A 25,509-nucleotide genomic window follows, 5' to 3' on the forward strand; every position below is an offset into this window, starting at 1 on the left:
CATATTAAATGACTGAACGTAACCAACGTAAAGTTTACCAAGGACGTGTAGTGTCAGATAAAATGGACAAAACCATTACTGTGCAAGTAGACACACGTAAAATTCATCCTAAATACGGTAAACGTGTAAAATATTCTAAGAAATATAAAGCTCATGATGAGTTAAATCAAGCTAAAGAAGGCGACATCGTACGTATCATGGAAACTCGTCCATTATCTGCTACGAAACGCTTCCGTTTATTAGAAATTGTTGAAGAAGCAGTAATTATCTAATAATTGCGAAAATCGGAAGGAGGATAACGAAATGATTCAACAGGAAAGTCGATTAAAAGTTGCTGATAATTCAGGAGCTCGTGAAGTGTTGACAATTAAAGTGTTAGGCGGATCAGGGCGCAAAACAGCTAATATAGGCGACGTCATCGTTGCAACGGTTAAACACGCAACGCCAGGTGGAGTTGTCAAAAAAGGTGATGTTGTTAAAGCAGTAATCGTTCGAACTAAATCAGGAGCTCGCCGTAAGGATGGTTCTTATATTAAGTTTGACGAAAATGCATGTGTAATTATTCGAGACGATAAGAGCCCACGTGGGACACGTATCTTTGGACCAGTTGCACGTGAATTGCGTGATAACAACTTCATGAAGATTGTTTCATTAGCTCCAGAAGTTCTGTAATTTTAAGAAAAAGGAGGAAACAGTTCATGCGTATTAAAACAGGAGATAAAGTCCTTGTGATTTCTGGTAAAGATAAAGGGAAACAAGGTACGGTTATTAAAAGTATTCCAAGTGAAGATAGAGTTGTTGTAGAAGGAATTAACATTGCGAAGAAACATCGTAAGCCAAGTCAAACACAAACTGGTGGAATTGAAGAATTCCCAGCAGCGATTCATGTATCAAATGTTCAATTAGTGGATCCAGAAACTGGCGAAGCAAGTCGTGTAGGTTACCGCTTTGAAGATGGCAAAAAAGTTCGTTTTGCTAAAAAATCAGATAAAACTATCAATTAATTAGAAGGGAGGAACTTTAAATGACAAATCGTTTAAAAGAAAAATATCTTAATGAAGTTGCCCCAAAATTGGTAGAGCAATTTAATTATTCTTCAATTATGCAAGTCCCAAAAGTTGAGAAAATCGTAGTCAACATGGGTGTGGGTGACGCAACTGGAAATGCTAAAAACTTAGAAAAAGCAGTGGATGAATTAACTTTACTTTCTGGGCAAAAACCAATCATTACTAAAGCTAAGAAATCAATCGCTGGTTTCCGTTTACGTGAAGGCATGCCAATTGGTGCAAAAGTAACTTTACGTGGCGAAAGAATGTATGATTTCTTAGATAAATTAATCTCGGTCGCACTACCACGAGTAAGAGACTTCCAAGGGATTTCAAGCCGTGCATTCGACGGTCGTGGTAACTACACACTAGGTGTTAAAGAACAATTAATCTTCCCGGAAATTAGTTACGATAATGTAGATAAAGTACGTGGAATGGACATTGTTGTTGTAACTACTGCAAACACTGATGAAGAATCACATGCCCTTCTAAAAGAATTAGGCATGCCATTCAAGAAATAAAGGAGGCATTATCTTTGGCTAAAACATCAATGAGAATTAAAAACCAACGCAAACCAAAGTTCAAGGTTCAAGAGTATTCTCGCTGCGAACGTTGTGGTCGTCCGCACTCTGTGTACCGTAAGTTCAAGCTTTGCCGTATTTGCTTCCGCGAACTTGCTTATAAAGGACAAATTCCAGGCGTTAAAAAAGCAAGCTGGTAAGAAATATATAATTAATCAAAGGAGGTAAATCCACATGGCAATGACAGATCCAATTGCAGATTTTCTAACAAGAATTCGTAATGCAAACAGTGTAGGACATAAAATAGTATCTGCACCTTCTTCAAATGCTAAAGTTGCGATTGCTGAAATCTTAAAAAGAGAAGGTTTCATCAAAAACTTTGAAATCACTGAAGATAACAAACAAAATGAAATCACTATCTTCTTGAAGTATGGCCGTAATGATGAAAAGGTTATTACTGGTATCAAGCGTATTTCTAAACCAGGATTACGTATTTATGCTAAGTCAGAAGATATTCCTAAAGTACTAAATGGTTTAGGGATTGCAATTATCTCAACATCAAATGGTGTGATAACAGATAAAGAAGCTCGTCAACAAGGTATTGGTGGCGAAGTGTTAGCTTATATTTGGTAAAACTTATAAAATTAAAGGAGGTGCAGCCCCTGTGAGTCGTATAGGAAATAATCCCGTAACAATTCCAGCTGGCGTAACCGTTTCAATGGATGGTCATACAGTGACTGTCAAAGGACCAAAAGGTGAATTAACTAGAGAAGTTAGTCCAAACATCAAGATTGAAATTAATGAATCAGAGATTACATTTAGCCGTCCAAACGATTCAAAAGTAAATCGCTCATTACATGGAACAACCCGTTCTTTAATTAATAATATGGTTGTTGGTGTTTCTGAAGGCTTTAAAAAAGAACTTCAATTAATTGGTGTTGGATATCGTGCTCAATTACAAGGTACTAAGTTAGTTCTAAACGTAGGTCTTTCACACCCGGTTGAGTTTGAAGCTTCAGAAGGTGTATCATTTGAAGTTCCTTCAAACACACAAATCATTGTTAACGGTTATAATAAAGAAAAAGTTGGCGAATTAGCAGCTAATATTCGTGGCATTCGACCACCTGAACCATATAAAGGCAAAGGAATTCGTTATGTTGATGAATATGTTATTCGCAAAGAAGGTAAAACTGGTAAATAATCGAATTATTTATCAAATTAAATTCAAAATTAAATTAAAGAGGTGACCATTGTGATTACTAAACCAGATAAAAATAAGTCGCGTAAAAAACGCCATAATCGTATTCGTAATAAGATTTCTGGTACTGCTGAGTGCCCACGCTTAAACGTATTTCGTTCAAATACAAACATCTACGCTCAATTAATTGATGACGTAGCGGGTGTGACGCTAGCAAGTGCCTCTAGTAAAGATGAGTCAGTAGCTAAGGCAAGTAAAACAGAACAAGCTTCTGCTGTTGGAAAATTAATTGCTGAACGCGCTGCTGAAAAAGGAATTAAAGTCGTAGTATTTGACCGTGGCGGATATATCTATCACGGACGTGTTAAAGCCTTAGCTGAAGCTGCACGTGAAAATGGACTCGAATTTTAAGAAAAGGAGGAAACCGATCGATGGTTAATATTAAACCAGAAAATTTAGGTGAAATTGAAGAACGTGTAGTAGCGATTAACCGAGTAACTAAAGTTGTAAAAGGTGGACGTCGTTTACGTTTCTCAGCACTTGTAGTTGTTGGAGATAAAGAAGGACACGTTGGTTTTGGAACCGGTAAAGCTCAAGAAGTTCCAGAAGCAATTCGTAAGGCAATCGAAGCGGCTAAGAAAAACCTAGTAACTGTCCCAATGGCAGGAACAACGATTCCTCATGAAGTTATCGGTGAATTCTGTGGTGGACGCGTTCTGCTTAAACCAGCACAAGCCGGTTCTGGAGTTGCTGCAGGAGGGCCTGTTCGTGCCGTTATGGAATTAGCAGGTGTTGCTGATGTAACTTCTAAATCATTAGGTTCTAATACACCTATTAATATGATTCGCGCGACTGTTGAAGCTTTGAAGCAACTAAAAGTGGTTGAAGAAGTGGCTCAATTGCGTGGTAAAACAGTAGAAGAATTATTAAGTTAGGAGGAAAGTCCATGGCAAACTTAGAAATCACTTTAAAACGTAGCCTAATTGGTCGTAAAAAGAATCATGTAGCTACTGCCAAAGCTTTAGGGTTAACAAAAACTTATAAAACCGTTATAAAACCTGATAATGAAGCTATTCGTGGAATGCTCCAAACAATTAGTCACTTAGTAGAAGTAAAAGAAGCTTAAATCTAGTATACTAGTATAAGGAGGTGCCAATATGAAATTACACACATTAAAACCCGCTGAAGGTGCGCGCAAGGAACGTAACCGTGTAGGTCGTGGACAAGGTTCAGGTAACGGTAAATTAGCTGGTCGTGGACAAGGCGGACATAAACAGCGTTCAGGTGGCGGTGTACGGTTAGGATTTGAAGGAGGACAACAACCTCTATTCAGACGTTTACCAAAACGTGGTTTCACTAATGTTAATCGTAAAGACTATGCAATTGTTAATCTTGAGACATTAAATATGTTCGACGAGGGAACCGTTGTATCACCGGCTTTATTGATTGAATCAGGTGTTATTAAAAAAGAATTATCAGGAGTAAAAATCTTAGGTGAGGGTAACTTAGAGAAAAAATTGACTGTTCAAGCTAGCAAGTTCTCTAAAACTGCAGAGGAAGCTATTACTGCAGCTGGCGGTTCAATCGAGGTGATCTAATGTTCATATTTATTAAGAATGCTTTTAGTTCGCGAGATGTTAGAAGAAGAATTCTTTTCACCTTGTTTATTTTAGCAATCTTTAGATTAGGATCGCATATCCCTATGCCAGGAGTAAATGCGAAAGTTTTAGATTCAATAGCAAGTAATGGTCTTTTGGGGCTCTTAAACACATTTGGTGGAGGAGCCTTAGGCCGGTATTCACTGTTTGCTATGGGAGTCTCGCCTTATATTACAGCTTCCATTATTGTTCAACTCTTACAAATGGATATTATTCCAAAGTTTACTGAATGGGCCAAGCAAGGTGAAGTGGGACGACGTAAATTAAACCAGTGGACGATATACTTAGCCATAGTCATAGGCTATATCCAATCAGCTGGTCTTTCATATGGTTTAAACCGTATGTCCGGTTTAGGTTTAATTAAGAATCCACAACCTTCCACCTATTTAACAATTGCTCTTGTCTTAACAGCTGGCAGCATGTTACTCGTTTGGTTAGGTGAACAAATTACACGTAAGGGTGTCGGTAATGGGATTTCTATTTTAATTATGTCAGGTATTCTAGCACAAATTCCACAGGAAGTTGTCGCTTTTGTGAATACGATGATCATTGGAGCTGGCGACAAATTGGGAATCAATATTCTAATTGGTTTAGGAGTTGTTCTAGCTCTTATTGTTATGACAACCATTGTCGTCATAATGGAAAGGGCTCAGCGTCGCATCCCGATCCACCACTCCAAAAAAGTATCTGGCGCTAGACATATGGCGCATTTGCCGCTAAAAATTAACTCTGCTGGAGTTATTCCAGTCATCTTTGCGACATCATTTTTAACTACGCCTCAAACGATTATCGGTTTAATTAATCCAAATCCTGAAGGTGGCGTGATGGAATTACTTAGCAAGGTATTAAACATTCAGCATCCGTATGGTGCGGTATTCTATACAATTCTTTTAATCGCATTCACCTTCTTCTATTCATTAATTCAAGTGAATCCAGAAAAGGTAGCTGAAAACTTACAGAAACAAGCTGCATATATTCCGAGTGTACGGCCAGGAAAAGATACTGAAGATTACATTACTCGTTTAATTAATCGCTTGAGTGGTGTAGGTTCAATTTACTTAACAGTGATTGCACTATTACCAATTGTCGTGAGCTTCATTTGGAAAGTTCCCGCTAATATTGCTTTGTCAGGTACAAGTTTGCTAATTGTAGTTGGAGTAGCGATTGAAACAGCTAAGCAAATTGAAGGTCGTATGATTAAACGTCGGTATCAAGGTTTCTTGAATTTATAATTGCGTAATAGACAAATATAAAGGATGATTAATTAATGAATATATTATTAATGGGTTTACCTGGGGCTGGTAAAGGAACTCAGAGTGAACAAATTACTCGAGACTATCCGGTTGTCCATATTGCTACTGGCGATATATTCAGGCAAGCGATTAAAGATGAGACGCCACTAGGACTAGAGGCGAAATCATATACCGACAATGGTAATCTCGTTCCAGATGAAATTACTAACGGACTTGTTAAAGAACGTTTAAATCAAAGCGACGTAAAAGAAAATGGCTTTATGTTGGATGGCTATCCAAGAACTTTACAACAAGCCCGCGCTTTAAGTGACAACCTTGAAAGCCTCGATTCTAAAATCGATGCCGTTATTTACATTGATGTGGCTCCTGAAGTTCTAAAAGAACGCTTAAGTGGAAGAATTATCTGTGGATCTTGTGGAGCGAGTTACCATAAGATTTATAATCCACCAAAAGTAGAGAACACATGTGATTCATGTGGCGCTCATGACTTCTATCAACGTGAAGATGATAAACCTGAAAAAGTTGCTCATCGTATTAATCTCCAAATGGAATCGATTCAACCAATTCTAGCTTATTACGAAGAACTTGGATTGTTGCACCGAGTGAGTGGAGAAAATTCTATCGATCAAGTTTATAGCAAGATTCAAGAAGTGTTAAGTAAATTATAAAACTTCGTCCATAGGAGGTAAGTGAATGGCAAAAGATGATGTAATTGAAGTAGAAGGTATTATTATGGAAACTCTACCGAACGCTATGTTCAAGGTAGAACTTGAGAATGGTCATGAAATATTAGCACACGTCTCTGGTAAAATCCGTATGAATTATATCCGTATTCTACCTGGAGATAAAGTCACTGTTGAATTATCCCCTTATGACCTTTCTCGTGGCCGCATTACCTATCGCTTTAAGTAGTCTACGAAATAAGGAGGAGTATAATGAAAGTTAGAGCATCAGTAAAACCAATTTGTGAAAAATGCAAAGTTATTCGCCGTAAAGGAAAAGTTATGGTGATTTGTCAAAATCCAAAACACAAACAACGTCAAGGATAATAATTAAGAAGGAGGAAATTGCATGGCTCGTATTGCAGGAGTAGATATTCCCCGCGAAAAACGTGTGGTTATTTCTTTAACGTATATCTTCGGTATCGGCAACTCAACTGCTAAGAAAATCTTAGAAGAGGCAAATGTTTCTGAAGATACACGTGTAAAAGATTTAACGAACGACGAATTGGATCGTATCCGTGAAATCATTGATAAGATTCGTGTTGAAGGAGACTTACGTCGTGAGGTCAGCATGAACATCAAACGTCTTCAAGATATTGGTTCATTAAGAGGTATCCGTCATCGTCGTAACTTACCTGTACGTGGACAAAACACTAAAAATAATGCACGTACTCGTAAAGGTCCTAAGAAACCAATTAGATAGAACTTAACAAAGGAGGTTAAAATTCATGGCAAAACAACAAGCACGTAGAGGTCGTCGTCGTGTTAAAAAGAATATTGAAAAAGGAATTGCTCATATTCGTTCAACCTTTAACAATACGATTGTTATGATCACTGATGTGAATGGAAATGCTGTTTCATGGTCATCAGCTGGATCACTTGGATTCCGTGGTTCGAAGAAAGCAACTCCATTTGCAGCGCAAATGGCATCTGAGGTTGCAGCTAAAGGAGCAATGGATCATGGCATGAAGACAGTCGAAGTAACTGTTAAAGGTCCAGGTTCAGGTCGTGAGTCTGCAATCCGTTCATTACAAGCAACTGGATTAGATGTTACAGCTATTCGTGATGTTACACCAATTCCACACAACGGATGCCGTCCACCAAAACGTCGCCGTGTATAATGATAATTGTGTAGAATCCGTTTAGAAACGAAATTATCATCGCGACAAACGTTTTGAAAGGGGCAAATAATCGATGATCGAAATTGAAAAACCAGATATTAGAACGATTGAAATCAGTGACGATGCTAAGTATGGTAAAATTGTCGTTGAGCCACTTGAACGTGGTTATGGAACAACCCTTGGAAATTCATTACGTAGAATTTTGTTATCTTCATTACCAGGATCAGCGATTACAAGTGTTCAAATTGAAGGCGTAGTTCATGAATTTGCTACAATAAAAGGTGTGGTTGAAGACGTTCCAACCATCATTTTGCATTTAAAAGAAGTAGCTTTCAATACACATACAGAAGAAGATAAGGTGATCGAATTAAATGTTGCAGGTCCTAAAACAGTAACAGCAGCAGATATTATTCATGATAATGAAATCGAAATCCTAAACCCTGACTTGTATATTTGTACCTTAGCAGAAGGTGCTCAATTGAATATGCAAATGAATGTGTCAAATGGTCGTGGATTTGTTCGAAGTGAACATAATAAGCGAGAAGATACACCAATTGGTGTATTGCCGATTGATTCGATCTACACTCCAATCAAAAAAGTAAACTATCAAGTTGAAAATACTCGGATTGGACAGCGAAATATTTATGATAAGCTTACATTGGATATATGGACCGATGGGTCAATAAGTCCAGAAAAAGCTCTAAGTTTAGCTGCAAAAATTTTAACTGAACATTTAAATATCTTTGTAGATTTGAATGATGAAGCACGTAATACTGAAATTATGGTAGAAAAAGAAGAAGCAGAAAAAGAAAAAGTTCTTGTCATGACGATAGAAGAACTTGATCTGTCTGTTCGATCTTATAATTGTCTAAAGCGTGCCGGAATAAATACAATTCAAGAGCTAACTAATAAATCCGAAGCTGAAATGATGAAGGTTCGTGACCTCGGCCGTAAGTCATTAGATGAAGTGAAAAATAAATTAGCTGGTTTAGAATTAAGCTTACGTGAAGAAGACTAGTAGAGAGTAAAGGAGGAAACTGAATGTCATATCGTAAATTAGGTCGTACGAGTTCACAACGTAAGGCTTTACTACGTGATTTAACGACAGATGTGATTATCAACGAGCGTATCGAAACAACTGAAGCCCGCGCTAAAGAAGTTCGTAAGACAGTTGATAAAATGATCACTCTGGGTAAAAAAGGTGATTTAGCTTCTCGTCGTCGTGCAGCAGCATTCTTACGCAATGAAATTGCAGATGCTCGTATCGAAGGTGATGAGGTAGTGGTTGAGACTGTATTAAATCGTGTGTTTGATACTTATGCTGAGCGTTACGCTGAACGTAATGGTGGATACACACGTATCCTTAAGAAAGGTCCTCGTCGTGGCGACGGTGCACCGATGGTTATCTTAGAGCTAGTTTAAGATAACGCTATTTCTTAAGTTGACTAATTCACTTTGATGATGGAGAGTGTTATGATTTCAAGAGATAATCGAGGAGTCTAGCTCTATAGCAACCAATATAATTGGTGGATTGGGATTAGCCGAATTTCTAATCTCAATCCTGCTATCATCTTCAAGTGTTTTTTTTATACATAAAACTTGTATTAATAGTTAAGGAAAGCAAACGACTTTAACTATTAATATAAGAATATCTTTTAAGGAGACAATAATGAAAGAAGAAATTATCCGAATCGATTCAGTTTCTTTTCAGTATCCTGGCGCCGAGAAAGACGCTATTAAGGATATCTCTTTAAGTATCAATAAAGGGGAATGGGTAGCGCTCATTGGTCCGAATGGATCGGGCAAGTCTACTCTTTCAAAGACGATTAATGGTCTTCTAGTGCCTTACGAAGGAGAAATATACGTTAAAGGCATGAAGTTACAAGAAGAGACTGTTTGGGATATTCGTCGATCAGTTGGTATGGTCTTTCAAAACCCTGATAACCAATTCGTCGGTGCGACTGTCGAAGATGACGTGGCCTTCGGTCTTGAAAATAACGGGGTCAATCGTGAAGAAATGAAAGTTCGCGTAAAAGAAGCTGTTCAACAAGTCCGAATGCTTGATTTCTTAAAAAAAGAGCCAGCAAGACTTTCAGGTGGGCAAAAACAAAGAATTGCTATTGCTGGAGTTGTTGCTTTACGTCCAGACATTATCATCATGGATGAATCAACGGCTATGTTGGATCCTTTAGGACGTAAAGAAGTGGTCGAAGTCGTTCGAGAAATCAAAGAAAAGTATGGATTGACGGTCATTTCCATTACTCATGATATTGATGAAGCCAGTCTAGCTGATCAAATCATCGTTTTAAAAGAAGGAAAAGTAATTTATAAAGATATTCCTGCTAACATTTTTTCTATGGGTACATCCCTAATTGAAATGGGTTTAGATCTTCCTTTTGCTGAGAAATTACGTTTGCAACTAAAAGAAAAGGGAATGGATGTCCCAGACTACTACTTAACAGAGGAGGAAATGGCAGAATGGCTATCTCAATCGTATTTGAACAAGTAGATTTCACTTATTCGCCAGGAACCCCCTTTGAAGTTCCTGTACTTAAAGGGATTGATTTAGAAATCCCACAAGGAAAAGTCACAGCTATTATAGGTCATACAGGATCAGGTAAATCTACCCTTATCCAACACCTAAACGTCTTATTAAAACCAACTAGGGGCAAATTGATTATTGACGGTCGGGTGATCACATCCGAATCAAAAGATAAAAACCTTAAAGCACTAAGAAAAAAAATCGGTGTAGTTTTTCAATTTCCCGAAAGTCAACTCTTTGAAGAAACAGTGTTAAAAGATGTTATGTTCGGTCCACAAAATTTTGGTGTTTCTAAAGAAGAAGCCGAGCGAATTGCCCGTGATATGCTAAGTTTAGTGGGAATCGATGAAGAACTTTTTGAGCGGTCACCATTTGATTTAAGTGGAGGTCAAATGCGGAGAGTTGCTATCGCCGGTGTACTGGCATTGCAACCAGAAGTTTTAATTTTAGATGAGCCAACGGCTGGTCTGGATCCACTGGGACAAATCACCATGCTGGAAATGTTTATGCAATTGCAAAAGGACTATCATCTTTCTCTCGTATTAGTTACTCATCAGATGGATGATGTGGCCAAGTATGCCGATAATGTGGTGGTTTTGGAAAATGGCCAGATTGTTAAGCAAGGAACTCCTTCAGAAGTATTCTCTGATCCCGAATGGTTGAGAGAAAAGCAATTAGGTTTACCACAGACTTTAGCGTTTATTGATTTATTAGATGATAAAATTCCTGAAGATCTCATGAAAAAAATTAAGCAATCTCCTCTAACAGTAGAACAACTAGCAGAGATTCTAATTGACATTAATCATCAACAAAATGATTGGGAGGCTAGCGCTAATGAATGATAAGATATTAATCGGTCGCTATATTCAAATTGATTCATGGATTCATGCGCTCGATCCTCGCACTAAATTGATTGCTACTTTCTATTTTATTTTACTTGTTTTTTTTGCAAATAATGTAGTAGGATATGGAACTTTATTTCTAGTATTGTTAATAGGCATCAAATTGAGTCGGTTGAAGCTTAGTTTTTTCTTTAAGGGATTAAAGCCTATGCTATGGATTATTCTTTTTACGGTCATTTTTCAGATATTGTTTACAACAGGAGGACAGGTTTATTTTAATTGGGGACCCATTTCGATTACATCGCTAGGATTATTAGGCGGCTTTTATATCTTTATGCGTTTGTTCTTAATTATTATGATGTCAACCATTTTAACTTTAACAACTGCTCCGCTTGAGTTAACTGATGGTATTGAACATCTGTTGCGTCCTTTAACACATTTTGGATTTCCATCGCATGAAGTAGCCTTAATGTTGTCAATTGCCTTACGTTATGTACCGACACTTTTAGATGAGGCTCAAACTATAATGAATGCTCAACGTTCAAGAGGAGTGGATTTTGATGAAGGGTCTATGATGGAACGGATGAAAGCAATTGTTCCTATACTTGTTCCACTATTTGTTTCCGCTTTTAATCGAGCAGAGGAACTAGCTACGGCCATGGAATCACGTGGGTATCATGGTGCTGAGGGGCGAACAAAGTACCGTTACTTAGATTATGATCGCAACGACGTGATTGTTTTAATTGTCATGATTTTAATCACCGTAATCATTCTAACTATTCGGTTTTATATTTAATTTAAAACTACAATCTTATTGCACCCTAAACCTAGTGTTTAGGGATTTTTAATAGTTTAACAATATTAAAATCAAGCCCTTACAATTTAATAAAACACTCATTTATTTCTTATATTCACTATCAAATTTAAAAAAAATCTGTTAAAATGTATCCATATGAAAACGTTTGAGGAGGAATTTTATGAATAATCGATTGAAGGTGCTTAGTTCTTGTGGGCTTGCGTTAATGATGATGGCACAGGCTAATCAAGTTAATGCTGAAGAACAAGAAGTAAAAGTGGATCAAGTTCAGCTTCAAGAAAACAGTCATCAACAGACTACTAGGGAGTCGGATCAAAAAGTTACCACGAATTCAGTGGAGGAAAAACAGCAAGCGAAAGAATTTTCAAATGAAAAATTGAAAGCGATTCCTAAAAAAGAGATCATAGAGACAAGTGAAATAGTGGAGACATCAACTTCAATTGAAAAAACTGAGACTATTGAAAACACTGAGATAGTTGAAACAAGTGAAACGGTTGAAACAAGTGAAGCTGTTGAAACAACAGTCTTAGAAGAAACAGCAGAGCCAACTAAAACAACAGAAGCTAAAGATGATGAAGCAGTAGCCGAAGATAAAGTTAAGATAATTGTGCGCACCAATAACCTAGCAGCTATTGATCGAGCAGACTATCGTGACGAGACACTCTATCAGTTAGCTATTAAAGAAAGTGAAGAAGAAGTAAAGAAAACCATCAAAGAAATTACTGATCTTCTCGCTGGTCAAGGGCTTACTTTAGAAGGTGAACAAGAATATTCAGCTTCATTTACAGGTTTCTCAGCTGTAGCTAACCAAGCTACAATTGATCAACTTAAGTCGATGACTCAAGTCTTGTCTGTAAATGTATCGCAAAGTTACACACGCCCAGTAGCCGAAGCTAATATGATTAATTCTGGTCCTTTAATTGGAATGGATTTATTAGCTGATTACCAAACAGAATATAAGGGTGAAAACATTGTTGTGTCAGTTATTGATACAGGCTTTGATCCTTATCATCGTGATTTCATTTTAGCTGATGATATCGAAAAACGTTATGATGAAGCAGAAATGAATGAAATGATTCAAAAATTAGGATTACCAGGTAAATGGTACTCTAATAAAATTGCATATGGTTATAATTATGCTGACAATGTAGACACTTTACAGTCTAAAGATGAGCATGGAAACCACGTAGCTGGTACGATTGGAGCAAATGGTGACCCAGAAGAGGGTGGTATTCGTGGAATCGCGCCACATGTACAATTACTATTAATGAAAGCCTTCTCAGAAGATCAAGTAAACGCAACAGTTTATGAAGACATTTGGATGAAAGCGTTTGATGATTCGGTTAAATTAGGTGCTGATATCATTAATATGTCTCTAGGTATGTCAAGTGGCTTTAACATTATGGGTGATACTCCAATGGCAAAAGCCGTTCAAAACGCTCGCGATAAAGGAATTCTTCCAATGATTGCAGCAGGTAATGACCGTAACGCTACTTGGGGGACAGATTATACTCAACTAGGTAAAAATCCAGATAATAGCACGATGGGCTATCCAGCCAGTGTGGATCCTTCCATGTCGATTGCTTCATTCGATAACTTAAAAGAAATGAAACGCTATGTTCAAGTAAAAGCAGGAGAAGAAGTTAAATACTTCCCAGGCTCCTTTACCTATCCTGAAGGATTCAGTGAAGAATTACCACTTGTAGAATTTGGCAAAGGTAATGTAGAAGATTACGAACTGTATAAAGATACCAACAATGCAGAGGTCGATTTTACTGGGAAAATTGTTCTGGTCCAACGTGGGGATGCTTCATTTAATGAGAAATATCAGTTAGCTAGAGAACGCAATGCGGCAGGACTAATTATTTATGATAATTTAGAAAGCCCTTATACTATGGAAATGACAGGTTTAGAGAATTTAGATATTCCAATTATGTTTGTGACTAAGGAGTCTGGACAGAAGCTTAAGGAAATTGCTAGTTCTAATCAAGATGCCCTTTTCAAAATTTCTAAAGAACTACAAGCATTTGATGCTTTCACGGCAGGTAATCTCAGCGAGTTTTCTTCTTGGGGGCCTTCTACAGACTTACTATTAAAACCGGACATCGCCGGACCAGGTGGTTTCATTTATAGTTTAATGAGTGATGATCGTTATCAGAATATGTCGGGAACATCGATGGCAACACCTCACTTATCGGGCATGGCTGCTCTTGTAATGCAAAGACTTTATGATGAAGGTATTTTAGTCCGTAATGGGAAAGAAAAAGATCCATTACAGGATGACTTAGCAATGCTGATTTTAATGAATACAGCCGTTCCAAAGTTAAATACACTTGAAGAGGGTGCTTCTTATTACACTCCTATTCAACAAGGTGCAGGTCTTGCGAATATCAAAAAAGCCTTAGATAATCTTGTGACTGTTGTGGCAACTAATGAGACAGATACAAAAGAAGACGGAAAGCTTGAAATAAAAGAAGTTCAAGATCAATTTGTAGCTAATCTAAAACTGAAAAACTATGGTAAAGACGATCAGACCTATACTGTTTCTTATGTTTTATTAAAAGATAAGATTAATGAAGAAGGTCGCTATACAGAAACAACCGAAACGATTAAAGAAGAGAGTTTAGGTGAAATTACTGTTAAAGCTGGTCAAACAGCAACAATGGAACAAATCATTTCAACTATGGGTATCGATCAAAATCAATACGTCCAAGGATACTTCTTCTTCAAGCCAGTTGATTCTAAAGCCACTGAATTGTCATTGCCTTTCTTTGGTTTCAAGGGGGAATGGGATAAATTACCGATTATTGATGAAATGATTGATTTTGCCGACGCTAAAGATGTCAACTTCTTACCGATTGAATACGAGGATGGTGGTGTCGACAAAACAGCCTTTGTTCGTAAGCGTTTAGAACAGGGTTGGGATTACTTTAATGCATGGCGAGTTGAAGATGATAAGGTGATTTTTGTGAATAGTAATGAGAAAGATGGCTTTGAAAACAAAGTAACGCCGAAATTAGCTTTCTTACGTGACGCAGTCGATGTAACTTTCCACGTGGAAAATGCTGCTGGAGAAAAAATACGTGATCTTTCCATCATCAATCGTATGTTTAAAGTTGCTCGTTTATACCAAGATCAATATCGATTCTTACAAGATCCTTGGGGAACTGGCTGGGATTTCACCGATACATTTGGTGAGAAAGTAGATGAAGGTGAATATTATTATGTAATCGAAGCACAAATTGATGCGCCAGATGCTGAAAGACAGCGTTATGAGTATAAGTTTGTACTAGATAATAGTGATGCTATGTTAGAAGCCAAACGTGAACAAAACAAAGTAACTTTATCAGTAGAAGATAACTTATCTGGCATTTTTGCAGTAGAGGTTTATAGTGGCGATCAATTTGTATCTTGGCAAGAAGTTAATAAGAATGATAATCCACAATTACTAAAAGAAACATTTACAATTAATCTAGAAGAAGGTTTTGAAGATAAAGACTTAGATATTTGGGTATATGACAACGCTCGAAATATTAAACAATATCGCTTATTAGCCGATGGTACTTTAGAAGAAGTCGAAAGAGGATCTGATATTAAACCAGGAGAAGAACCAGAAGCAGAGGTAACTGAAGAGAACAAAGCTTATGGTGAGGCTCCGAGCAATCCAGAAGAATATATTGCAGAAAAAGGCTTAGATACAACCGACTTACCATCAATTGTTACTAATAGCCCTTGGTACTTCCAGCCATATGGTGAGTATCAAGAATTCATTGACCTTTCAGGTGAAATCTCAAATTATAATGAGCTTCATTATTTAGAGTATCGAGTGAGTGACGAAGACGGAAATATCATTATAGAAAATCACCCAGTCGCTTTTGAAGAAATAGAGGGTATGATCTACTTTAAGGAAGATATATCTACTGAGAAGTTAACCGAAAATAAAGTTTACAGTATTGAAATGATTGCTTATGTTAAGAGTCCTAACGATAAATTAGTTAAGCAGCAAGTGGCTCAAAGAATAAGACGAGATATTGAAGCGCCAAAACTTAAAGTTAACCAAGTCTTTGGTCCAGATAAGGATTTATTATACTTCGAGATCGACTTCAGTGATAACATGAACTATGTTGAATTATGGGCGGATAATGACATGATCGGTCGCGTAGATAAGACATTCGATTCACTATTAAATCCTATCCCAGTCGAAGGAAAAGTTTTATATACTATTCCTAAATCTAAGTTAGGAAAAGAGCTAACCTTTACTGTTTATGATGACTTTGGTAATGAAAGTGAAGCAACATCTATCCCAGTTCAATTAAGAGATTTAAAAGCTATTCCATTTAAAGTTGTGAAACGTTTTAATGCAGATTTAGCTGTGGGTGAAATGAACGTTGTCCAAGAAGGTCAAGAAGGAAAAGCTAATATCGATGAAGATGGTGAATTAGTTATTCTTATAGACGCGACTGATAAAGTTGTGGAATATGGTCCAGTAGAAATTGATTTTGAAACGGATAAAAAATCAGACTCTTATTTATTAGAAGGAATCGAATTAACTATTCAAGAAGGAGTTAAAGGGTTGTTGAATCCGTTAACCGGAGAAGTTATTCGTCCGGCTCAAACAGAGATCATTCTAATGGGTACTAAGGTAAATGATGAGCATTTAAGTCCGGAAGAACCATCCAGTCCAACTGATCCAACAAAACCAGAACAAGCAAAAGAAGACGAATTATCAGAAGAAATTAAAAACTTCAATGCTTACTTTGAAATGTTTAAATATAAACTAAAGAATATCGAAGATTATCGTAAGCCTAAAGATTTTGATCTTAAGAAAGCTCAAGCTTTAGTGAATGAAATTGAGGCAAGTAACTTAAACGATTTAACAAAAGCTCAATTATTAGAATTGCAAAATCTTGTAATGGGATATTCTAAAGACTTGAAGCCTAAGGCTGGTTCAAGACCACAGCAAGGTGAAAGTTTTGATAAGAATCAAGGTGTAGGATCTGATGCTGAAGGCGCTAGCGTCTTACCAGCTACTGGAGAAACGAGTCAGCATGCTTATCCTATCGTAGCAACAATACTTTCCTTCTTAGGTTTAGGCAGCCTTGCGTATTCAAAGAAAAAATTAAAAGATTAATAACACATTACTTTTTTCTCTCTCATTCAAATTGAATGAGAGAGTTTTTTTGTTAGGCAACCATTAGCCTTTATAATGAAGAAAAGAATGTCTATAATTAAATGAGATGGAAAGGAGTGGGAGTTTGCCACGTTATGTAGCTAAAGTTCAATATGATGGAAGTCACTATCACGGTTATCAAATTCAAAAAAATGGTATATCTATTCAAGAGAAAATTGAAAATGCCTTGCTTCTTATTGCTAAAAAAAGCCCAGAAAACCCTATTAAAATTATAGGTTCCGGTCGAACAGATGCAGGGGTTCATGCCATGGGGCAAGTGATCCATTTTGATTTTCCTGCTTCGCTTCCGGCTATCAATCTTTTGCGTGCTTTGAATTCTATTCTTGAAAAAGACATTCGTATTATTCAATGTAACCAGACGAAGATAGATTTTCATGCCCGCTACCATGCTATTGGAAAGTCCTATCGCTATCGCGTGGATACTCAAGCTTTCCCAGATCCTTTTAAACGAAATTTTACCACTCACCATGGTTATCCTTTTGAAATTGAGCGCATTCAAGAAGGTTTAGCTTATCTACAAGGAGAACACGATTTCACAAGTTTTTGCTCTACTAAAACAGATAAAGAGAATAAAGTGAGAAACTTATATGAAGTAAAGGCTAATCTAGACGTTCCTAATCAAGAGTTAGTTTTTGATTTTAAAGGGAACGGATTTTTATACAATATGATCCGTATTATTGTGGGAACTTCCCTTCAAATAGGTGACGGCCTTAAAGAACCTATCGAGATGCAACGACTTCTAGATATAAAAGATCGCAACCAGGCAGGTCCTACAGCGCCTCCACAAGGTTTATATTTAATGCATGTAGAATATGAGGAGGATCCTTTTGAGTAAGATAAAAAAAACAAGTGACTGGCAGGTTCGTCGAGTAGAATTAAAAGATATCGATAAGTTGCAAGCCATTTATGATCAAGCACGTCGATTTCAATTGGCTACTGGTAATCTCAATCAATGGATTGATGGCTATCCTGGCAGAGAGGTCATTCTAAATGATTATCGTTCAGCACATTCTTATATAGTAGAAGATAGGCTCGATCATGAAATATTAGCAGTGATGGCTTTGCTAGCAGGGGAAGACCCTACTTATAAAAACATTCAGGGACAGTGGCTGAATGATGAAGAGTATGTGACTATTCATCGACTAGCATCTTTACCATCAGCAAAAGGTAGTGGGCAAGCATTATTAGACTGGACCTTGGAACATTATTCGAATATCAGAATTGACACACATGAGGAAAATCAACCAATGAAACATATTTTAGCAAAGCTAGGATTTCAGTTTTGTGGCATTATTTTTTTAGAAAATGGCGATCCTAGAGATGCTTACCAATATTACAGAAAGAAGGAGAATCCATGTTAAAAGACTTTGATTTTGAAAAAATTGACCAACGCTTTGATAACTATAAAAGATCAGAGTTGGGTGAAAGGCTCGATCAATTACAACGAACAGTTAAAGGACTTGAAATTCCAGTTTTAATTTTAATTGATGGCTGGGAATCGGCAGGTAAAGGCTATGTGATCAACGATTTAACGCGTGAACTCGATCCACGTTATGTGAGAGTAGAAGTCTTTGACAAGGCCAATCAAATGGAAAAAGCGCATCCTTCTGTTTGGCGTTTTTGGCAAAAAATTCCCTCTAATCAAGAAATAGTTGTCTATGATCGTTCCTTTTACTATCAAGTCTTTAATCATGATCAAAAAAATGATGAAAAACTAGAGCAGCGTGTTCGTGAATTAACAGAACTAGATAGTACTTTGATAAATAACGGTATGATTGTTATTAAGTTTTTCATAAATATAACGGAAAAAACACAAAAAAAACGCATCAAGAAACTTGAAGAGACAGTTGAAGGAAAGCATTTGTTATCTGAGGTAGACTATGAACAAAATAAAAACTACCAAGACCACCAAGAATGGTTTGAAAAGATTCTTACCCAAACTAATAATAAACGATCACCTTGGCATATCGTTGCAGCTGAGGACAAAAAATATGCTTCTAAAATGGTCTTAGGGACGGTAATTGATGAAATTCATCGTGGTATAGAACGGATCGTTCAGTGCCGGACTAGGGATGAAGCGATTAAAAGAGATCGTGATCAGGTTTACGATGTTCTTGACCAATTTGACTTAAGTAAGAGTCTTTCAAAAGATGATTACCACAAGGAGTTAGCTGACTTACAAGAGCAAGCGGCTAAATTGGTTTACCAATGCTATGATCAGAAAATCCCCATTGTTTTAGCCTTTGAAGGAATGGATGCAGCTGGTAAAGGTGGGGCAATTAAGCGGTTGACTCGGCACATTGATCCTCGTTCTTATAAAATATTTGGAATTAACGCACCAGACCCTATAGAAGAAAAATTTCATTATTTATGGCGTTTTCAAAAAGAAATGCCCGAAGATGGTCAGATGGTTATTTTTGATCGTTCTTGGTATGGGCGGGTCTTAGTTGAGAGGGTAGAAAATTTCACCCCTGAAAGAGATTGGGAACGCGCTTATGAAGAAATTAATCAAATGGAAAGAACCTTGGCCGACCACGGCACGGCTGTCATGAAGTTTTTCTTATATATTGATAGTCAAGAGCAATATGAAAGATTTGAAGATCGGGTAGAAGATCCAGCCAAAAACTATAAAATAACAGCTGAAGATTGGCGCAATCGTGAGAAAATGCCACAATATTTAGAGGCTATGAATGAAATGTTGGTTCGCACAGATACCGAATATGCTCCTTGGTATATCGTAGCCAGCAATGATAAACGCTATGCCCGTATTCAAGTCTTGAAATACTTCATTGAGCACTTAGAAAAAATAATAGCTAAATAAAAGCAACTCTGAAAGATACCTACCCTTTGACTGTTTATCCAGCAAAAGTGGTAGGTATCATCTATGAGTTGCTTTCGTTTTATTTTAAGTGTTTACGAAGCATATCATGCTTAGCAACAGGTTGACTGACTTTCATAGTAACAATTTGCATAGCGTGAGGAGCCACTTCGATTTCAGCTCCTGTGTCATCCCACATTTGATCTAATGTTTCTTGATGACGGCGCATGCCAGGACCATAAAATTCAATGGTTTCACCAACTTTAAAGTTATTGCGTTGTTGAATAGTAGCGATGGTTGTATCAGGGTCATAATCTAAAACTTCCCCTATAAAGGAATACTCTGGTCGACGTCGACGCTTGCCAAACAATTGCTCTTTTTCACTTGGTGCGTCGTAATAAAAGCCAGTTGAAAGCTCGCGTTGAGCAATTTTCCATAATTCATCAGACCATTCTTTTTTTACTTCATAATTTTTAGGATCAGCAAAGAAGCTATCAATAGCCTTACGATAAACGTTAACAACGGTTGAGATATAATGGATGGATTTCATACGGCCTTCAATTTTCAGCGAATCAATCCCTGCCTCAATGATTTCAGGGATATGGTCTAACATCCCCATATCAACAGCTGACATCGAGAAAGGTTCTTTAATACCCGGTTCACCTGCCCCCACCATTACTTTTTGGTCCAACTCAGGCAGTTCGAATAAGCCATAGTGCCAACGACAAGATTGACAACAGCCGCCTCGATTAGCGTCACGATTAGCCATATGGTTGGAGAGAGTACAACGACCGGAATAAGATATACACATAGCACCATGAATAAAAGCTTCGATTTCTACATCCGTATTAGCACGGATTTCTTTAATTTCTGCCATAGAGACCTCACGTCCTAAAACGCAACGTGTCAGTCCGGCTTCCTGCCAAAAGTTCAAGGTTTCATAATTGACAGCTGATTGCTGGGTGGAAAGGTGAATGTCTAGTCCCGGAGCTTCACTGGCACATATTTGCATAAGAGTCGGATCAGACACAATGACCGCATCAATGCCAATATCCCTTACTTGCCGGAAAAAATCACCAGCACCTATCTCATCATTTTCATGAGTAACCATATTAGCAGCGACATATACCTTCGCATCTCTTGCATGGGCAAAAGCGACTCCCTCAGCCATATCCTCAAAAGAAAAATTACCGGCTCTTTTACGAAGTCCGTAATCATTACCGCCAATATATACTGCATCTGCTCCATAGTGAATCGCAGTTTTTAGTTTTTCGAGCGTTCCTGCGGGTGCTAATAATTCTGGTTTTTTAAAAGTTAAGTTTTCCATAAGCGCCTCCTATTGTACCTGGTCTGCTTCATATAAGAAGAAACCTGTACCCAATTCCCGATTTTTAGTGTGATATTGTTCAACCGCTACACGATGTAGTTTTAGTCCTTCTAAAGTCACTTGGTCTTGTTCAATTAATTCCTTCACACGTATAAAATGTCTTGCGACTTGTTTGAACGCTTCTTCGGGTGTAAATAATCCATCTAAATACCAATGCGTTTGTTGAACATTTGCTAAATCGGGTAAATATTCAATTAAATTTAAATCTTTATTGGCAAAGATATGTGTACCGTGTTGATCGGTGTAGATCGAATAATGGCTATCCTTTTTATTAGGCTCAGACAAGAAAAGATCACGATCGGTTAACTCCTCAACATCCTTATGAATATAGTTAAAGTAATTATTCAATAAGCGTCTTCGACTTTGATGAATACAAGTAGAGCCATAGACTTGATAAACAAGAGGAATTTGACTTTCAGCTAACATATCCTTTAATTCAACAAATGGCACTTCACTTGCGACAAAGGCTCTCTTTGCGCCATATTTGGCCCAGAAATTTACTTGACCGGATGAGGTCATTAAAACAGAAGCATTATAAATATATGGTAAGTAGAGGTCTTCATCTTTAAGAATTTGAATTAAGCCAGTATCGCCAACCATAATTTGGTCTGCACCGATTTCTTTGATCTTCTTTAGAAAAGATCGTGCTTGCTTAATTTGTTCATTATGCAAAATAGCATTCATGGCAATGATGACTTCTTTTTTGTATTGGTGGGCGTAATCGATAACCTCTTTCATTTCGTCAAAGGAGAAATAAGCCGGCAAGCGCAAACCAAATACTTCCTCACCAATAACAACTTGATCGATCCCAAGATCGATTAGTTTTTTGGCTTGTCCTATCGATTCAGCTGTTGCAATCAACTTGATCATTAGAACCCTTCTTTCTAATCGTTATTTTATTCATCTATCAATTATATACGAGTAAACAGAGATAATAAACAGCATTTTAATACATAGTAACTTTTTCACAAACTAAATAATATTGGAAACGGAATCAAAATTCATGTTATAATATCAGTGTCGCTAATTATTTATTTCCTATTTGAAATAGGAAAAGAAGGGTGGTGAACGAATGGCAAATTTAATTGAGACAGTTAACGAATTAGAGGCATTAAGTGCTGAAAAAGTTGCTGATTATCAAAAAAAATTGCAAGAAATGCAAGAAAACTTTGAAGATCAAAAACTCACATTTAAAAGGCAGGTTGATTCGGAATTCGCTCAATTTAAACAAACGACTAAAGAAAAATATAATCATCAATTTCTTGAGGTTGAAAATGACTTAAGAAATGAAAATCAATTGTCGGTTGTTCAAATTGAATCCGATATTGCTAACCGCCGTGAGGATTTGACGCAAAAAATTGCTGAAAAGGTGGTGAAAGAAATATGGCAATAGCTAAAATGGCTAAGGTTTTAGCAATTGTTGAGAAAGAAAATCGTGACGACTTGATGCAGGCATTTCAAAAAATGCAAAACATTCAAGTGAAGACAATTAACTCTGAATTGTTGGACCAAGAGCCAAAAATGGAATCAAAACAACTGACAGAATATCTCGATCAGTTAGAAAATGTCCGATCAGCAAAAAAATATTTAGAAAGTTATCTAACAGCTGAATCCTTTAAAGACAAGTATCTAACGCCATTACCAGAAATGAGTATGGCTGAAATTGAAGAAAGTCAAATGGATGAGCAAGCCAAGAAGATTACTGATAAAGTATGGGAAAAGAAAAAGATGCTAGAAGAAATTGATTCCCAAATTCAAATTTGCGAGAATGAAGCCGATTTTTATCATAAGTGGCGCAATCTAAAAGCACTTCCAGATTACGCTAAAGATTATCGCTATACACGCTTGTTATTAGGGACAATTCCTCAAACAGCGGATAATGAATATTACAATGCTTTGAAAGAAGAAGACCGAATTGCACTGGAAGAGGTCTATCAGTCTAAAGAAGAAATTGGCCTGGCAGTTGCTTTTGATAAGGATGATGCCTTCGAAGTGAATCAATTTCTTAATCAAAACCGCTTCCAGATCTTAGATTATCGCTTCAAAGACCTTCCGGTTAAACTGCTAGAAGAATCCCATATAGAAGCGGAAAACTTAAGAAACAAAGCCAGAGATCTAAGAAAAGAATTGGGAAGTTTCAGACAAGAATATAACCAATTAAAAATCGCTGAAGAAGTTTTTTATGCCAAAGTAGAAAGACAAAAAGCAACAGAATTAGGATTAAACAAAGGGGAGTTGTTCGCTCTAGAAGGTTGGATTGAAGAGCAACAAGCTCAAGCAAGCTTAGAAGAAGTTATAAAAGCGCTAAATGGAGAAGTTTATTTAGACTATGTGACACCAACTGAAGAAGAAAGCGAAGAAGTACCCATTCAATTAAAAAATCACCCTTTGGTTGAACCTTTTGAAACAGTTACTTCAATGTATGGTCTACCTGGATATAAGGGGTTTGACCCGACATCCTCTTTAACGCCTTATTATTGGACATTCTTTGGAATGATGATTGCCGATTTAGGTTATGGAATTTTACTCTGGTTAGGAACCTTTATCCCATTAAAATTCTTTACGATCGATAAAGGGATGAAAAAAAACATACGTTTCTTCCATCTCTTATCATATGCTGTTTTGCTATGGGGCTTAATTTACGGGTCGTTTTTTGGTGAATCTTTGCCTTTCAAGTTGCTATCACCTACTGAAGACGTCATTCAGGTATTGGCCTTGTCGATTGGTTTAGGATTTATCCAAATCATTCATGGACTCATCCTAAACACACTCCTAAATTGGGAAAGTAATCGATTAGATGCAATTAAGGATGGACTATCATGGATTATCATGCTATTTGGCTTTTTAATTGCAGTCCTTGGACCAATGTTATTAAACATTGAAAGTCTACAACAATTAGGCCTATATTTAGCTGGGTTTGCAGCCATAACAATTTTGGTAGTAGCTATTATTAAAAGTAAAAATAAATTTGCCGGTTTCGGAGCCGGTTTATACGATTTGTATGGCATCTCTTCTTATTTAGGAGATTTAGTATCGTATAGTCGACTAATGGCCCTTGGTATAGCTGGAGGATCAATTGCCTTAGCCTTTAATATTTTGGTGGCATATTTACCTCCTGCAGCAAGATTTTCAGTGGGTATTCTATTAATCATTGCTTTACAGTTATTTAACTTTGGCTTAACGGTCTTAAGTGCTTATGTTCACTCTGCACGTTTAATCTTCGTTGAGTTCTTCGGTAAATTCTATGAAGCTGGGGGTCAAGCCTTTGCCCCATTAAAATACTTAGGCAAATACATTAATATTAAATAAATTTACTAGGAGGTAATATAATGGAATTTTTACAAGAGTATGGTGGTTATTTATTCGCCGTTTTAGGGATAGCAGTGGCAGTTATTTTCTCAGGTTTTGGTTCAGCTAATGGGGTTGGTACTGCAGGTACATCCGCTGCAGCTTTAACTAAAGATCAACCTGAAAAATTCGTTCAATCTTTAATCTTACAGTTACTACCAGGTACACAAGGCCTTTATGGATTTGCGATTGGCTTCTTAATTTTCTTACAGTTACAACAAGGCATGGAACTACAAACAGGACTTAATCTATTAATTGCTGCTATGCCTGTTGGTTTTGTAGGTTGGGTATCAGGTATTCACCAAGGTAAAGTAGCTGCAGCAGGTATGCAGATTTTGGCTAAACGTCCTGAAAAAGTTATTAATGCAATTATTTATTCAGTAATGGTTGAAACTTATGCAATTTTAGCATTCGTATTCTCATTCTTACTTGTTCAAGGATAGGAGGTCAAACTTGTGGGAAACATTGAAACTTTACAAAATAAAATCTTAGGGAAAGTTCAAGCCACAGGTGAAGCACAAGTTCAAGATCTTCAAAATGAGTTGTCCCAAGCAATGGACGATTACAAAAATCGGATTAATAAACAATTTGAGCATGATAAAGAAAACTTTATTCGTAAGCAAGAGCAACAATTTGAAATTCGTAAGCAATCATTGGCTAATGAATTGCGCAACTCACAGCTTACTCATAAGCAAAAATTATTAGAAGAAATTATCCAAGACGTTCCTGAAGAAATAAACCATTCGATAGCTAATAATTTGGGTCAAATGATTCAAGCGGCAATGCAAAAGTTGGATTCAAATCAAGCTTTTGAACTAAGAATCGGTGAAAAATCACGTCAATTTATTTCTGATGATCAAGCGAATAAATTTCATGCAGATTATAATATGATGCAATGGGGCGAAAACGTTGCGGATAAATCTGGTTTTATTCTTACCCAAAAAGGGATGAATATGAATTATTTATTTGAAGATATTATTAATGAACTGAAGCCTCAACTGCTTATTGAACTTGAAAAACAACTGAAAGCATAAGGGGGGCTTAT

General features: G+C 37.0%; 32 protein-coding genes. 30 read left to right on the plus strand and 2 right to left on the minus strand.

Annotated features, from left to right (window positions below; all coding sequences use genetic code 11):
* Positions 1–8: 8 nt before the first annotated feature.
* The 26 genes from rpsQ (at position 9) to ACQV2T_RS00490 (ending at position 19,732) form a co-directional block, all read left to right on the plus strand.
* Positions 9–272: a 30S ribosomal protein S17 gene (gene rpsQ / locus ACQV2T_RS00365; protein ID WP_428873246.1), complete on the plus strand. Its 264-nt coding sequence runs from the start codon at positions 9–11 to the stop codon at positions 270–272.
* Between the two features lie 31 nt (positions 273–303).
* A complete protein-coding gene (gene rplN, locus ACQV2T_RS00370) occupies positions 304–672 on the plus strand; it encodes a 50S ribosomal protein L14 (RefSeq protein WP_090289509.1) in 369 nt (122 codons plus the stop codon).
* Positions 673–698: 26 nt separating this feature from the next.
* Positions 699–1,004, plus strand: a complete 306-nt coding sequence (rplX, locus tag ACQV2T_RS00375) for a 50S ribosomal protein L24 (RefSeq protein ID WP_428873248.1) — start codon at positions 699–701, stop codon at positions 1,002–1,004.
* A gap of 20 nt (positions 1,005–1,024) precedes the next feature.
* The gene (rplE, locus tag ACQV2T_RS00380; protein ID WP_428873250.1) at positions 1,025–1,567 is read left to right on the plus strand and encodes a 50S ribosomal protein L5; all 543 of its coding nucleotides are present in this window, start codon (positions 1,025–1,027) and stop codon (positions 1,565–1,567) included.
* 14 nt (positions 1,568–1,581) lie between these two features.
* Positions 1,582–1,767: a type Z 30S ribosomal protein S14 gene (locus tag ACQV2T_RS00385; protein WP_428873252.1), complete on the plus strand. Its 186-nt coding sequence runs from the start codon at positions 1,582–1,584 to the stop codon at positions 1,765–1,767.
* A gap of 34 nt (positions 1,768–1,801) precedes the next feature.
* Entirely contained in the window at positions 1,802–2,200 is a 399-nt protein-coding gene (gene rpsH, locus ACQV2T_RS00390) for a 30S ribosomal protein S8 (RefSeq protein ID WP_428873254.1), read from the plus strand.
* A gap of 31 nt (positions 2,201–2,231) precedes the next feature.
* Positions 2,232–2,768, plus strand: a complete 537-nt coding sequence (gene rplF / locus ACQV2T_RS00395) for a 50S ribosomal protein L6 (protein WP_428875090.1) — start codon at positions 2,232–2,234, stop codon at positions 2,766–2,768.
* A gap of 51 nt (positions 2,769–2,819) precedes the next feature.
* On the plus strand, positions 2,820–3,176 hold the full coding sequence (gene rplR, locus ACQV2T_RS00400; RefSeq protein ID WP_428873258.1) for a 50S ribosomal protein L18: 357 nt from the start codon (positions 2,820–2,822) through the stop codon (positions 3,174–3,176).
* Positions 3,177–3,196: 20 nt separating this feature from the next.
* On the plus strand, positions 3,197–3,700 hold the full coding sequence (gene rpsE / locus ACQV2T_RS00405) for a 30S ribosomal protein S5 (RefSeq protein WP_428873259.1): 504 nt from the start codon (positions 3,197–3,199) through the stop codon (positions 3,698–3,700).
* Between the two features lie 11 nt (positions 3,701–3,711).
* Complete coding sequence (gene rpmD, locus ACQV2T_RS00410; RefSeq protein WP_428873260.1) at positions 3,712–3,891, plus strand: 50S ribosomal protein L30; 180 nt, start codon at positions 3,712–3,714, stop codon at positions 3,889–3,891.
* Positions 3,892–3,922: 31 nt separating this feature from the next.
* Positions 3,923–4,363 (plus strand): 50S ribosomal protein L15, encoded by a 441-nt coding sequence (gene rplO, locus ACQV2T_RS00415; protein ID WP_428873262.1) that lies wholly within the window; start codon positions 3,923–3,925, stop codon positions 4,361–4,363.
* Positions 4,363–5,655, plus strand: coding sequence for a preprotein translocase subunit SecY (gene secY, locus ACQV2T_RS00420; protein WP_428893093.1), 1,293 nt, complete (start codon positions 4,363–4,365; stop codon positions 5,653–5,655). The genes rplO and secY overlap by 1 nt, the downstream gene beginning before the upstream one ends.
* A 35-nt stretch (positions 5,656–5,690) precedes the next feature.
* Complete coding sequence (locus tag ACQV2T_RS00425; RefSeq protein ID WP_428873266.1) at positions 5,691–6,344, plus strand: adenylate kinase; 654 nt, start codon at positions 5,691–5,693, stop codon at positions 6,342–6,344.
* A 25-nt stretch (positions 6,345–6,369) separates the two neighbouring features.
* Positions 6,370–6,588, plus strand: a complete 219-nt coding sequence (gene infA, locus ACQV2T_RS00430) for a translation initiation factor IF-1 (protein WP_090289497.1) — start codon at positions 6,370–6,372, stop codon at positions 6,586–6,588.
* A 23-nt stretch (positions 6,589–6,611) separates the two neighbouring features.
* Positions 6,612–6,725: a 50S ribosomal protein L36 gene (gene rpmJ, locus ACQV2T_RS00435; RefSeq protein WP_006908512.1), complete on the plus strand. Its 114-nt coding sequence runs from the start codon at positions 6,612–6,614 to the stop codon at positions 6,723–6,725.
* Positions 6,726–6,747: 22 nt separating this feature from the next.
* Positions 6,748–7,101 carry a 30S ribosomal protein S13 gene (gene rpsM / locus ACQV2T_RS00440; RefSeq protein ID WP_428873267.1) on the plus strand — a complete coding sequence of 118 codons (354 nt, stop codon included), beginning with the start codon at positions 6,748–6,750 and terminating at the stop codon, positions 7,099–7,101.
* 25 nt (positions 7,102–7,126) lie between these two features.
* Complete coding sequence (gene rpsK, locus ACQV2T_RS00445; protein ID WP_090289495.1) at positions 7,127–7,519, plus strand: 30S ribosomal protein S11; 393 nt, start codon at positions 7,127–7,129, stop codon at positions 7,517–7,519.
* Positions 7,520–7,592: 73 nt separating this feature from the next.
* Entirely contained in the window at positions 7,593–8,537 is a 945-nt protein-coding gene (locus tag ACQV2T_RS00450) for a DNA-directed RNA polymerase subunit alpha (protein ID WP_428893094.1), read from the plus strand.
* 23 nt (positions 8,538–8,560) lie between these two features.
* Positions 8,561–8,941, plus strand: coding sequence for a 50S ribosomal protein L17 (rplQ, locus tag ACQV2T_RS00455; RefSeq protein WP_258436808.1), 381 nt, complete (start codon positions 8,561–8,563; stop codon positions 8,939–8,941).
* Positions 8,942–9,188: 247 nt separating this feature from the next.
* Complete coding sequence (locus ACQV2T_RS00460) at positions 9,189–10,028, plus strand: energy-coupling factor ABC transporter ATP-binding protein (protein WP_428873269.1); 840 nt, start codon at positions 9,189–9,191, stop codon at positions 10,026–10,028.
* Entirely contained in the window at positions 9,998–10,903 is a 906-nt protein-coding gene (locus ACQV2T_RS00465) for an energy-coupling factor ABC transporter ATP-binding protein (RefSeq protein WP_428873270.1), read from the plus strand. The genes ACQV2T_RS00460 and ACQV2T_RS00465 overlap by 31 nt, the downstream gene beginning before the upstream one ends.
* Complete coding sequence (locus ACQV2T_RS00470; protein ID WP_428873272.1) at positions 10,896–11,699, plus strand: energy-coupling factor transporter transmembrane component T family protein; 804 nt, start codon at positions 10,896–10,898, stop codon at positions 11,697–11,699. Before ACQV2T_RS00465 ends, ACQV2T_RS00470 begins: the two co-directional genes overlap by 8 nt.
* A 181-nt stretch (positions 11,700–11,880) precedes the next feature.
* Positions 11,881–16,851 carry a S8 family serine peptidase gene (locus ACQV2T_RS00475; protein WP_428893095.1) on the plus strand — a complete coding sequence of 1,657 codons (4,971 nt, stop codon included), beginning with the start codon at positions 11,881–11,883 and terminating at the stop codon, positions 16,849–16,851.
* A gap of 124 nt (positions 16,852–16,975) precedes the next feature.
* Positions 16,976–17,746, plus strand: a complete 771-nt coding sequence (truA, locus tag ACQV2T_RS00480) for a tRNA pseudouridine(38-40) synthase TruA (protein ID WP_428893096.1) — start codon at positions 16,976–16,978, stop codon at positions 17,744–17,746.
* Positions 17,739–18,272, plus strand: a complete 534-nt coding sequence (locus tag ACQV2T_RS00485; protein WP_428875094.1) for a GNAT family N-acetyltransferase — start codon at positions 17,739–17,741, stop codon at positions 18,270–18,272. Before truA ends, ACQV2T_RS00485 begins: the two co-directional genes overlap by 8 nt.
* Positions 18,266–19,732 (plus strand): phosphate:AMP phosphotransferase, encoded by a 1,467-nt coding sequence (locus tag ACQV2T_RS00490; RefSeq protein WP_428873278.1) that lies wholly within the window; start codon positions 18,266–18,268, stop codon positions 19,730–19,732. The genes ACQV2T_RS00485 and ACQV2T_RS00490 overlap by 7 nt, the downstream gene beginning before the upstream one ends.
* A gap of 79 nt (positions 19,733–19,811) precedes the next feature.
* Here the strand turns inward: ACQV2T_RS00490 and ACQV2T_RS00495 are convergent, their stop codons facing one another.
* Complete coding sequence (locus ACQV2T_RS00495; RefSeq protein ID WP_428873280.1) at positions 19,812–21,056, minus strand: peptidase U32 family protein; 1,245 nt, start codon at positions 21,054–21,056, stop codon at positions 19,812–19,814.
* A gap of 9 nt (positions 21,057–21,065) precedes the next feature.
* The gene (locus ACQV2T_RS00500) at positions 21,066–21,986 is read right to left on the minus strand and encodes a peptidase U32 family protein (protein ID WP_428873281.1); all 921 of its coding nucleotides are present in this window, start codon (positions 21,984–21,986) and stop codon (positions 21,066–21,068) included.
* A 202-nt stretch (positions 21,987–22,188) separates the two neighbouring features.
* On the opposite strand from ACQV2T_RS00500, the gene ACQV2T_RS00505 reads away from it, so the two are divergent.
* From ACQV2T_RS00505 to ACQV2T_RS00520, 4 genes are read left to right on the plus strand one after another with little or no spacing between them, the layout of a single operon-like run.
* Positions 22,189–22,509, plus strand: coding sequence for a hypothetical protein (locus ACQV2T_RS00505; RefSeq protein WP_428873282.1), 321 nt, complete (start codon positions 22,189–22,191; stop codon positions 22,507–22,509).
* Positions 22,500–24,425: a V-type ATP synthase subunit I gene (locus ACQV2T_RS00510; protein WP_428873283.1), complete on the plus strand. Its 1,926-nt coding sequence runs from the start codon at positions 22,500–22,502 to the stop codon at positions 24,423–24,425. Before ACQV2T_RS00505 ends, ACQV2T_RS00510 begins: the two co-directional genes overlap by 10 nt.
* 17 nt (positions 24,426–24,442) lie before the next feature.
* Positions 24,443–24,907 (plus strand): V-type ATP synthase subunit K, encoded by a 465-nt coding sequence (locus ACQV2T_RS00515; RefSeq protein WP_428873344.1) that lies wholly within the window; start codon positions 24,443–24,445, stop codon positions 24,905–24,907.
* Positions 24,908–24,919: 12 nt separating this feature from the next.
* The gene (locus ACQV2T_RS00520; protein ID WP_428873284.1) at positions 24,920–25,498 is read left to right on the plus strand and encodes a hypothetical protein; all 579 of its coding nucleotides are present in this window, start codon (positions 24,920–24,922) and stop codon (positions 25,496–25,498) included.
* Positions 25,499–25,509 lie beyond the last annotated feature (11 nt).

It is taken from the genome of Facklamia sp. P13069, assembly GCF_050409405.1.
Classification (GTDB): Bacteria; Bacillota; Bacilli; order Lactobacillales; family Aerococcaceae; genus Facklamia.

Bases quoted from the DNA above. Each gene is read 5' to 3' on its own strand.
- rpsQ (WP_428873246.1), top strand. From the start codon at position 9: ATGACTGAACGTAACCAACGTAAAGTTTACCAAGGACGTGTAGTGTCA.
- rplN (WP_090289509.1), top strand. From the start codon at position 304: ATGATTCAACAGGAAAGTCGATTAAAAGTTGCTGATAATTCAGGAGCT.
- rplX (WP_428873248.1), top strand. From the start codon at position 699: ATGCGTATTAAAACAGGAGATAAAGTCCTTGTGATTTCTGGTAAAGAT.
- rplE (WP_428873250.1), top strand. From the start codon at position 1,025: ATGACAAATCGTTTAAAAGAAAAATATCTTAATGAAGTTGCCCCAAAA.
- rpsH (WP_428873254.1), top strand. From the start codon at position 1,802: ATGGCAATGACAGATCCAATTGCAGATTTTCTAACAAGAATTCGTAAT.
- rpsE (WP_428873259.1), top strand. From the start codon at position 3,197: ATGGTTAATATTAAACCAGAAAATTTAGGTGAAATTGAAGAACGTGTA.
- rpmD (WP_428873260.1), top strand. From the start codon at position 3,712: ATGGCAAACTTAGAAATCACTTTAAAACGTAGCCTAATTGGTCGTAAA.
- rplO (WP_428873262.1), top strand. From the start codon at position 3,923: ATGAAATTACACACATTAAAACCCGCTGAAGGTGCGCGCAAGGAACGT.
- secY (WP_428893093.1), top strand. From the start codon at position 4,363: ATGTTCATATTTATTAAGAATGCTTTTAGTTCGCGAGATGTTAGAAGA.
- ACQV2T_RS00425 (WP_428873266.1), top strand. From the start codon at position 5,691: ATGAATATATTATTAATGGGTTTACCTGGGGCTGGTAAAGGAACTCAG.
- infA (WP_090289497.1), top strand. From the start codon at position 6,370: ATGGCAAAAGATGATGTAATTGAAGTAGAAGGTATTATTATGGAAACT.
- rpmJ (WP_006908512.1), top strand. From the start codon at position 6,612: ATGAAAGTTAGAGCATCAGTAAAACCAATTTGTGAAAAATGCAAAGTT.
- rpsM (WP_428873267.1), top strand. From the start codon at position 6,748: ATGGCTCGTATTGCAGGAGTAGATATTCCCCGCGAAAAACGTGTGGTT.
- rpsK (WP_090289495.1), top strand. From the start codon at position 7,127: ATGGCAAAACAACAAGCACGTAGAGGTCGTCGTCGTGTTAAAAAGAAT.
- ACQV2T_RS00450 (WP_428893094.1), top strand. From the start codon at position 7,593: ATGATCGAAATTGAAAAACCAGATATTAGAACGATTGAAATCAGTGAC.
- rplQ (WP_258436808.1), top strand. From the start codon at position 8,561: ATGTCATATCGTAAATTAGGTCGTACGAGTTCACAACGTAAGGCTTTA.
- ACQV2T_RS00460 (WP_428873269.1), top strand. From the start codon at position 9,189: ATGAAAGAAGAAATTATCCGAATCGATTCAGTTTCTTTTCAGTATCCT.
- ACQV2T_RS00465 (WP_428873270.1), top strand. From the start codon at position 9,998: ATGGCTATCTCAATCGTATTTGAACAAGTAGATTTCACTTATTCGCCA.
- ACQV2T_RS00470 (WP_428873272.1), top strand. From the start codon at position 10,896: ATGAATGATAAGATATTAATCGGTCGCTATATTCAAATTGATTCATGG.
- ACQV2T_RS00475 (WP_428893095.1), top strand. From the start codon at position 11,881: ATGAATAATCGATTGAAGGTGCTTAGTTCTTGTGGGCTTGCGTTAATG.
- ACQV2T_RS00490 (WP_428873278.1), top strand. From the start codon at position 18,266: ATGTTAAAAGACTTTGATTTTGAAAAAATTGACCAACGCTTTGATAAC.
- ACQV2T_RS00495 (WP_428873280.1), bottom strand. From the start codon at position 21,056: ATGGAAAACTTAACTTTTAAAAAACCAGAATTATTAGCACCCGCAGGA.
- ACQV2T_RS00500 (WP_428873281.1), bottom strand. From the start codon at position 21,986: ATGATCAAGTTGATTGCAACAGCTGAATCGATAGGACAAGCCAAAAAA.
- ACQV2T_RS00505 (WP_428873282.1), top strand. From the start codon at position 22,189: ATGGCAAATTTAATTGAGACAGTTAACGAATTAGAGGCATTAAGTGCT.
- ACQV2T_RS00510 (WP_428873283.1), top strand. From the start codon at position 22,500: ATGGCAATAGCTAAAATGGCTAAGGTTTTAGCAATTGTTGAGAAAGAA.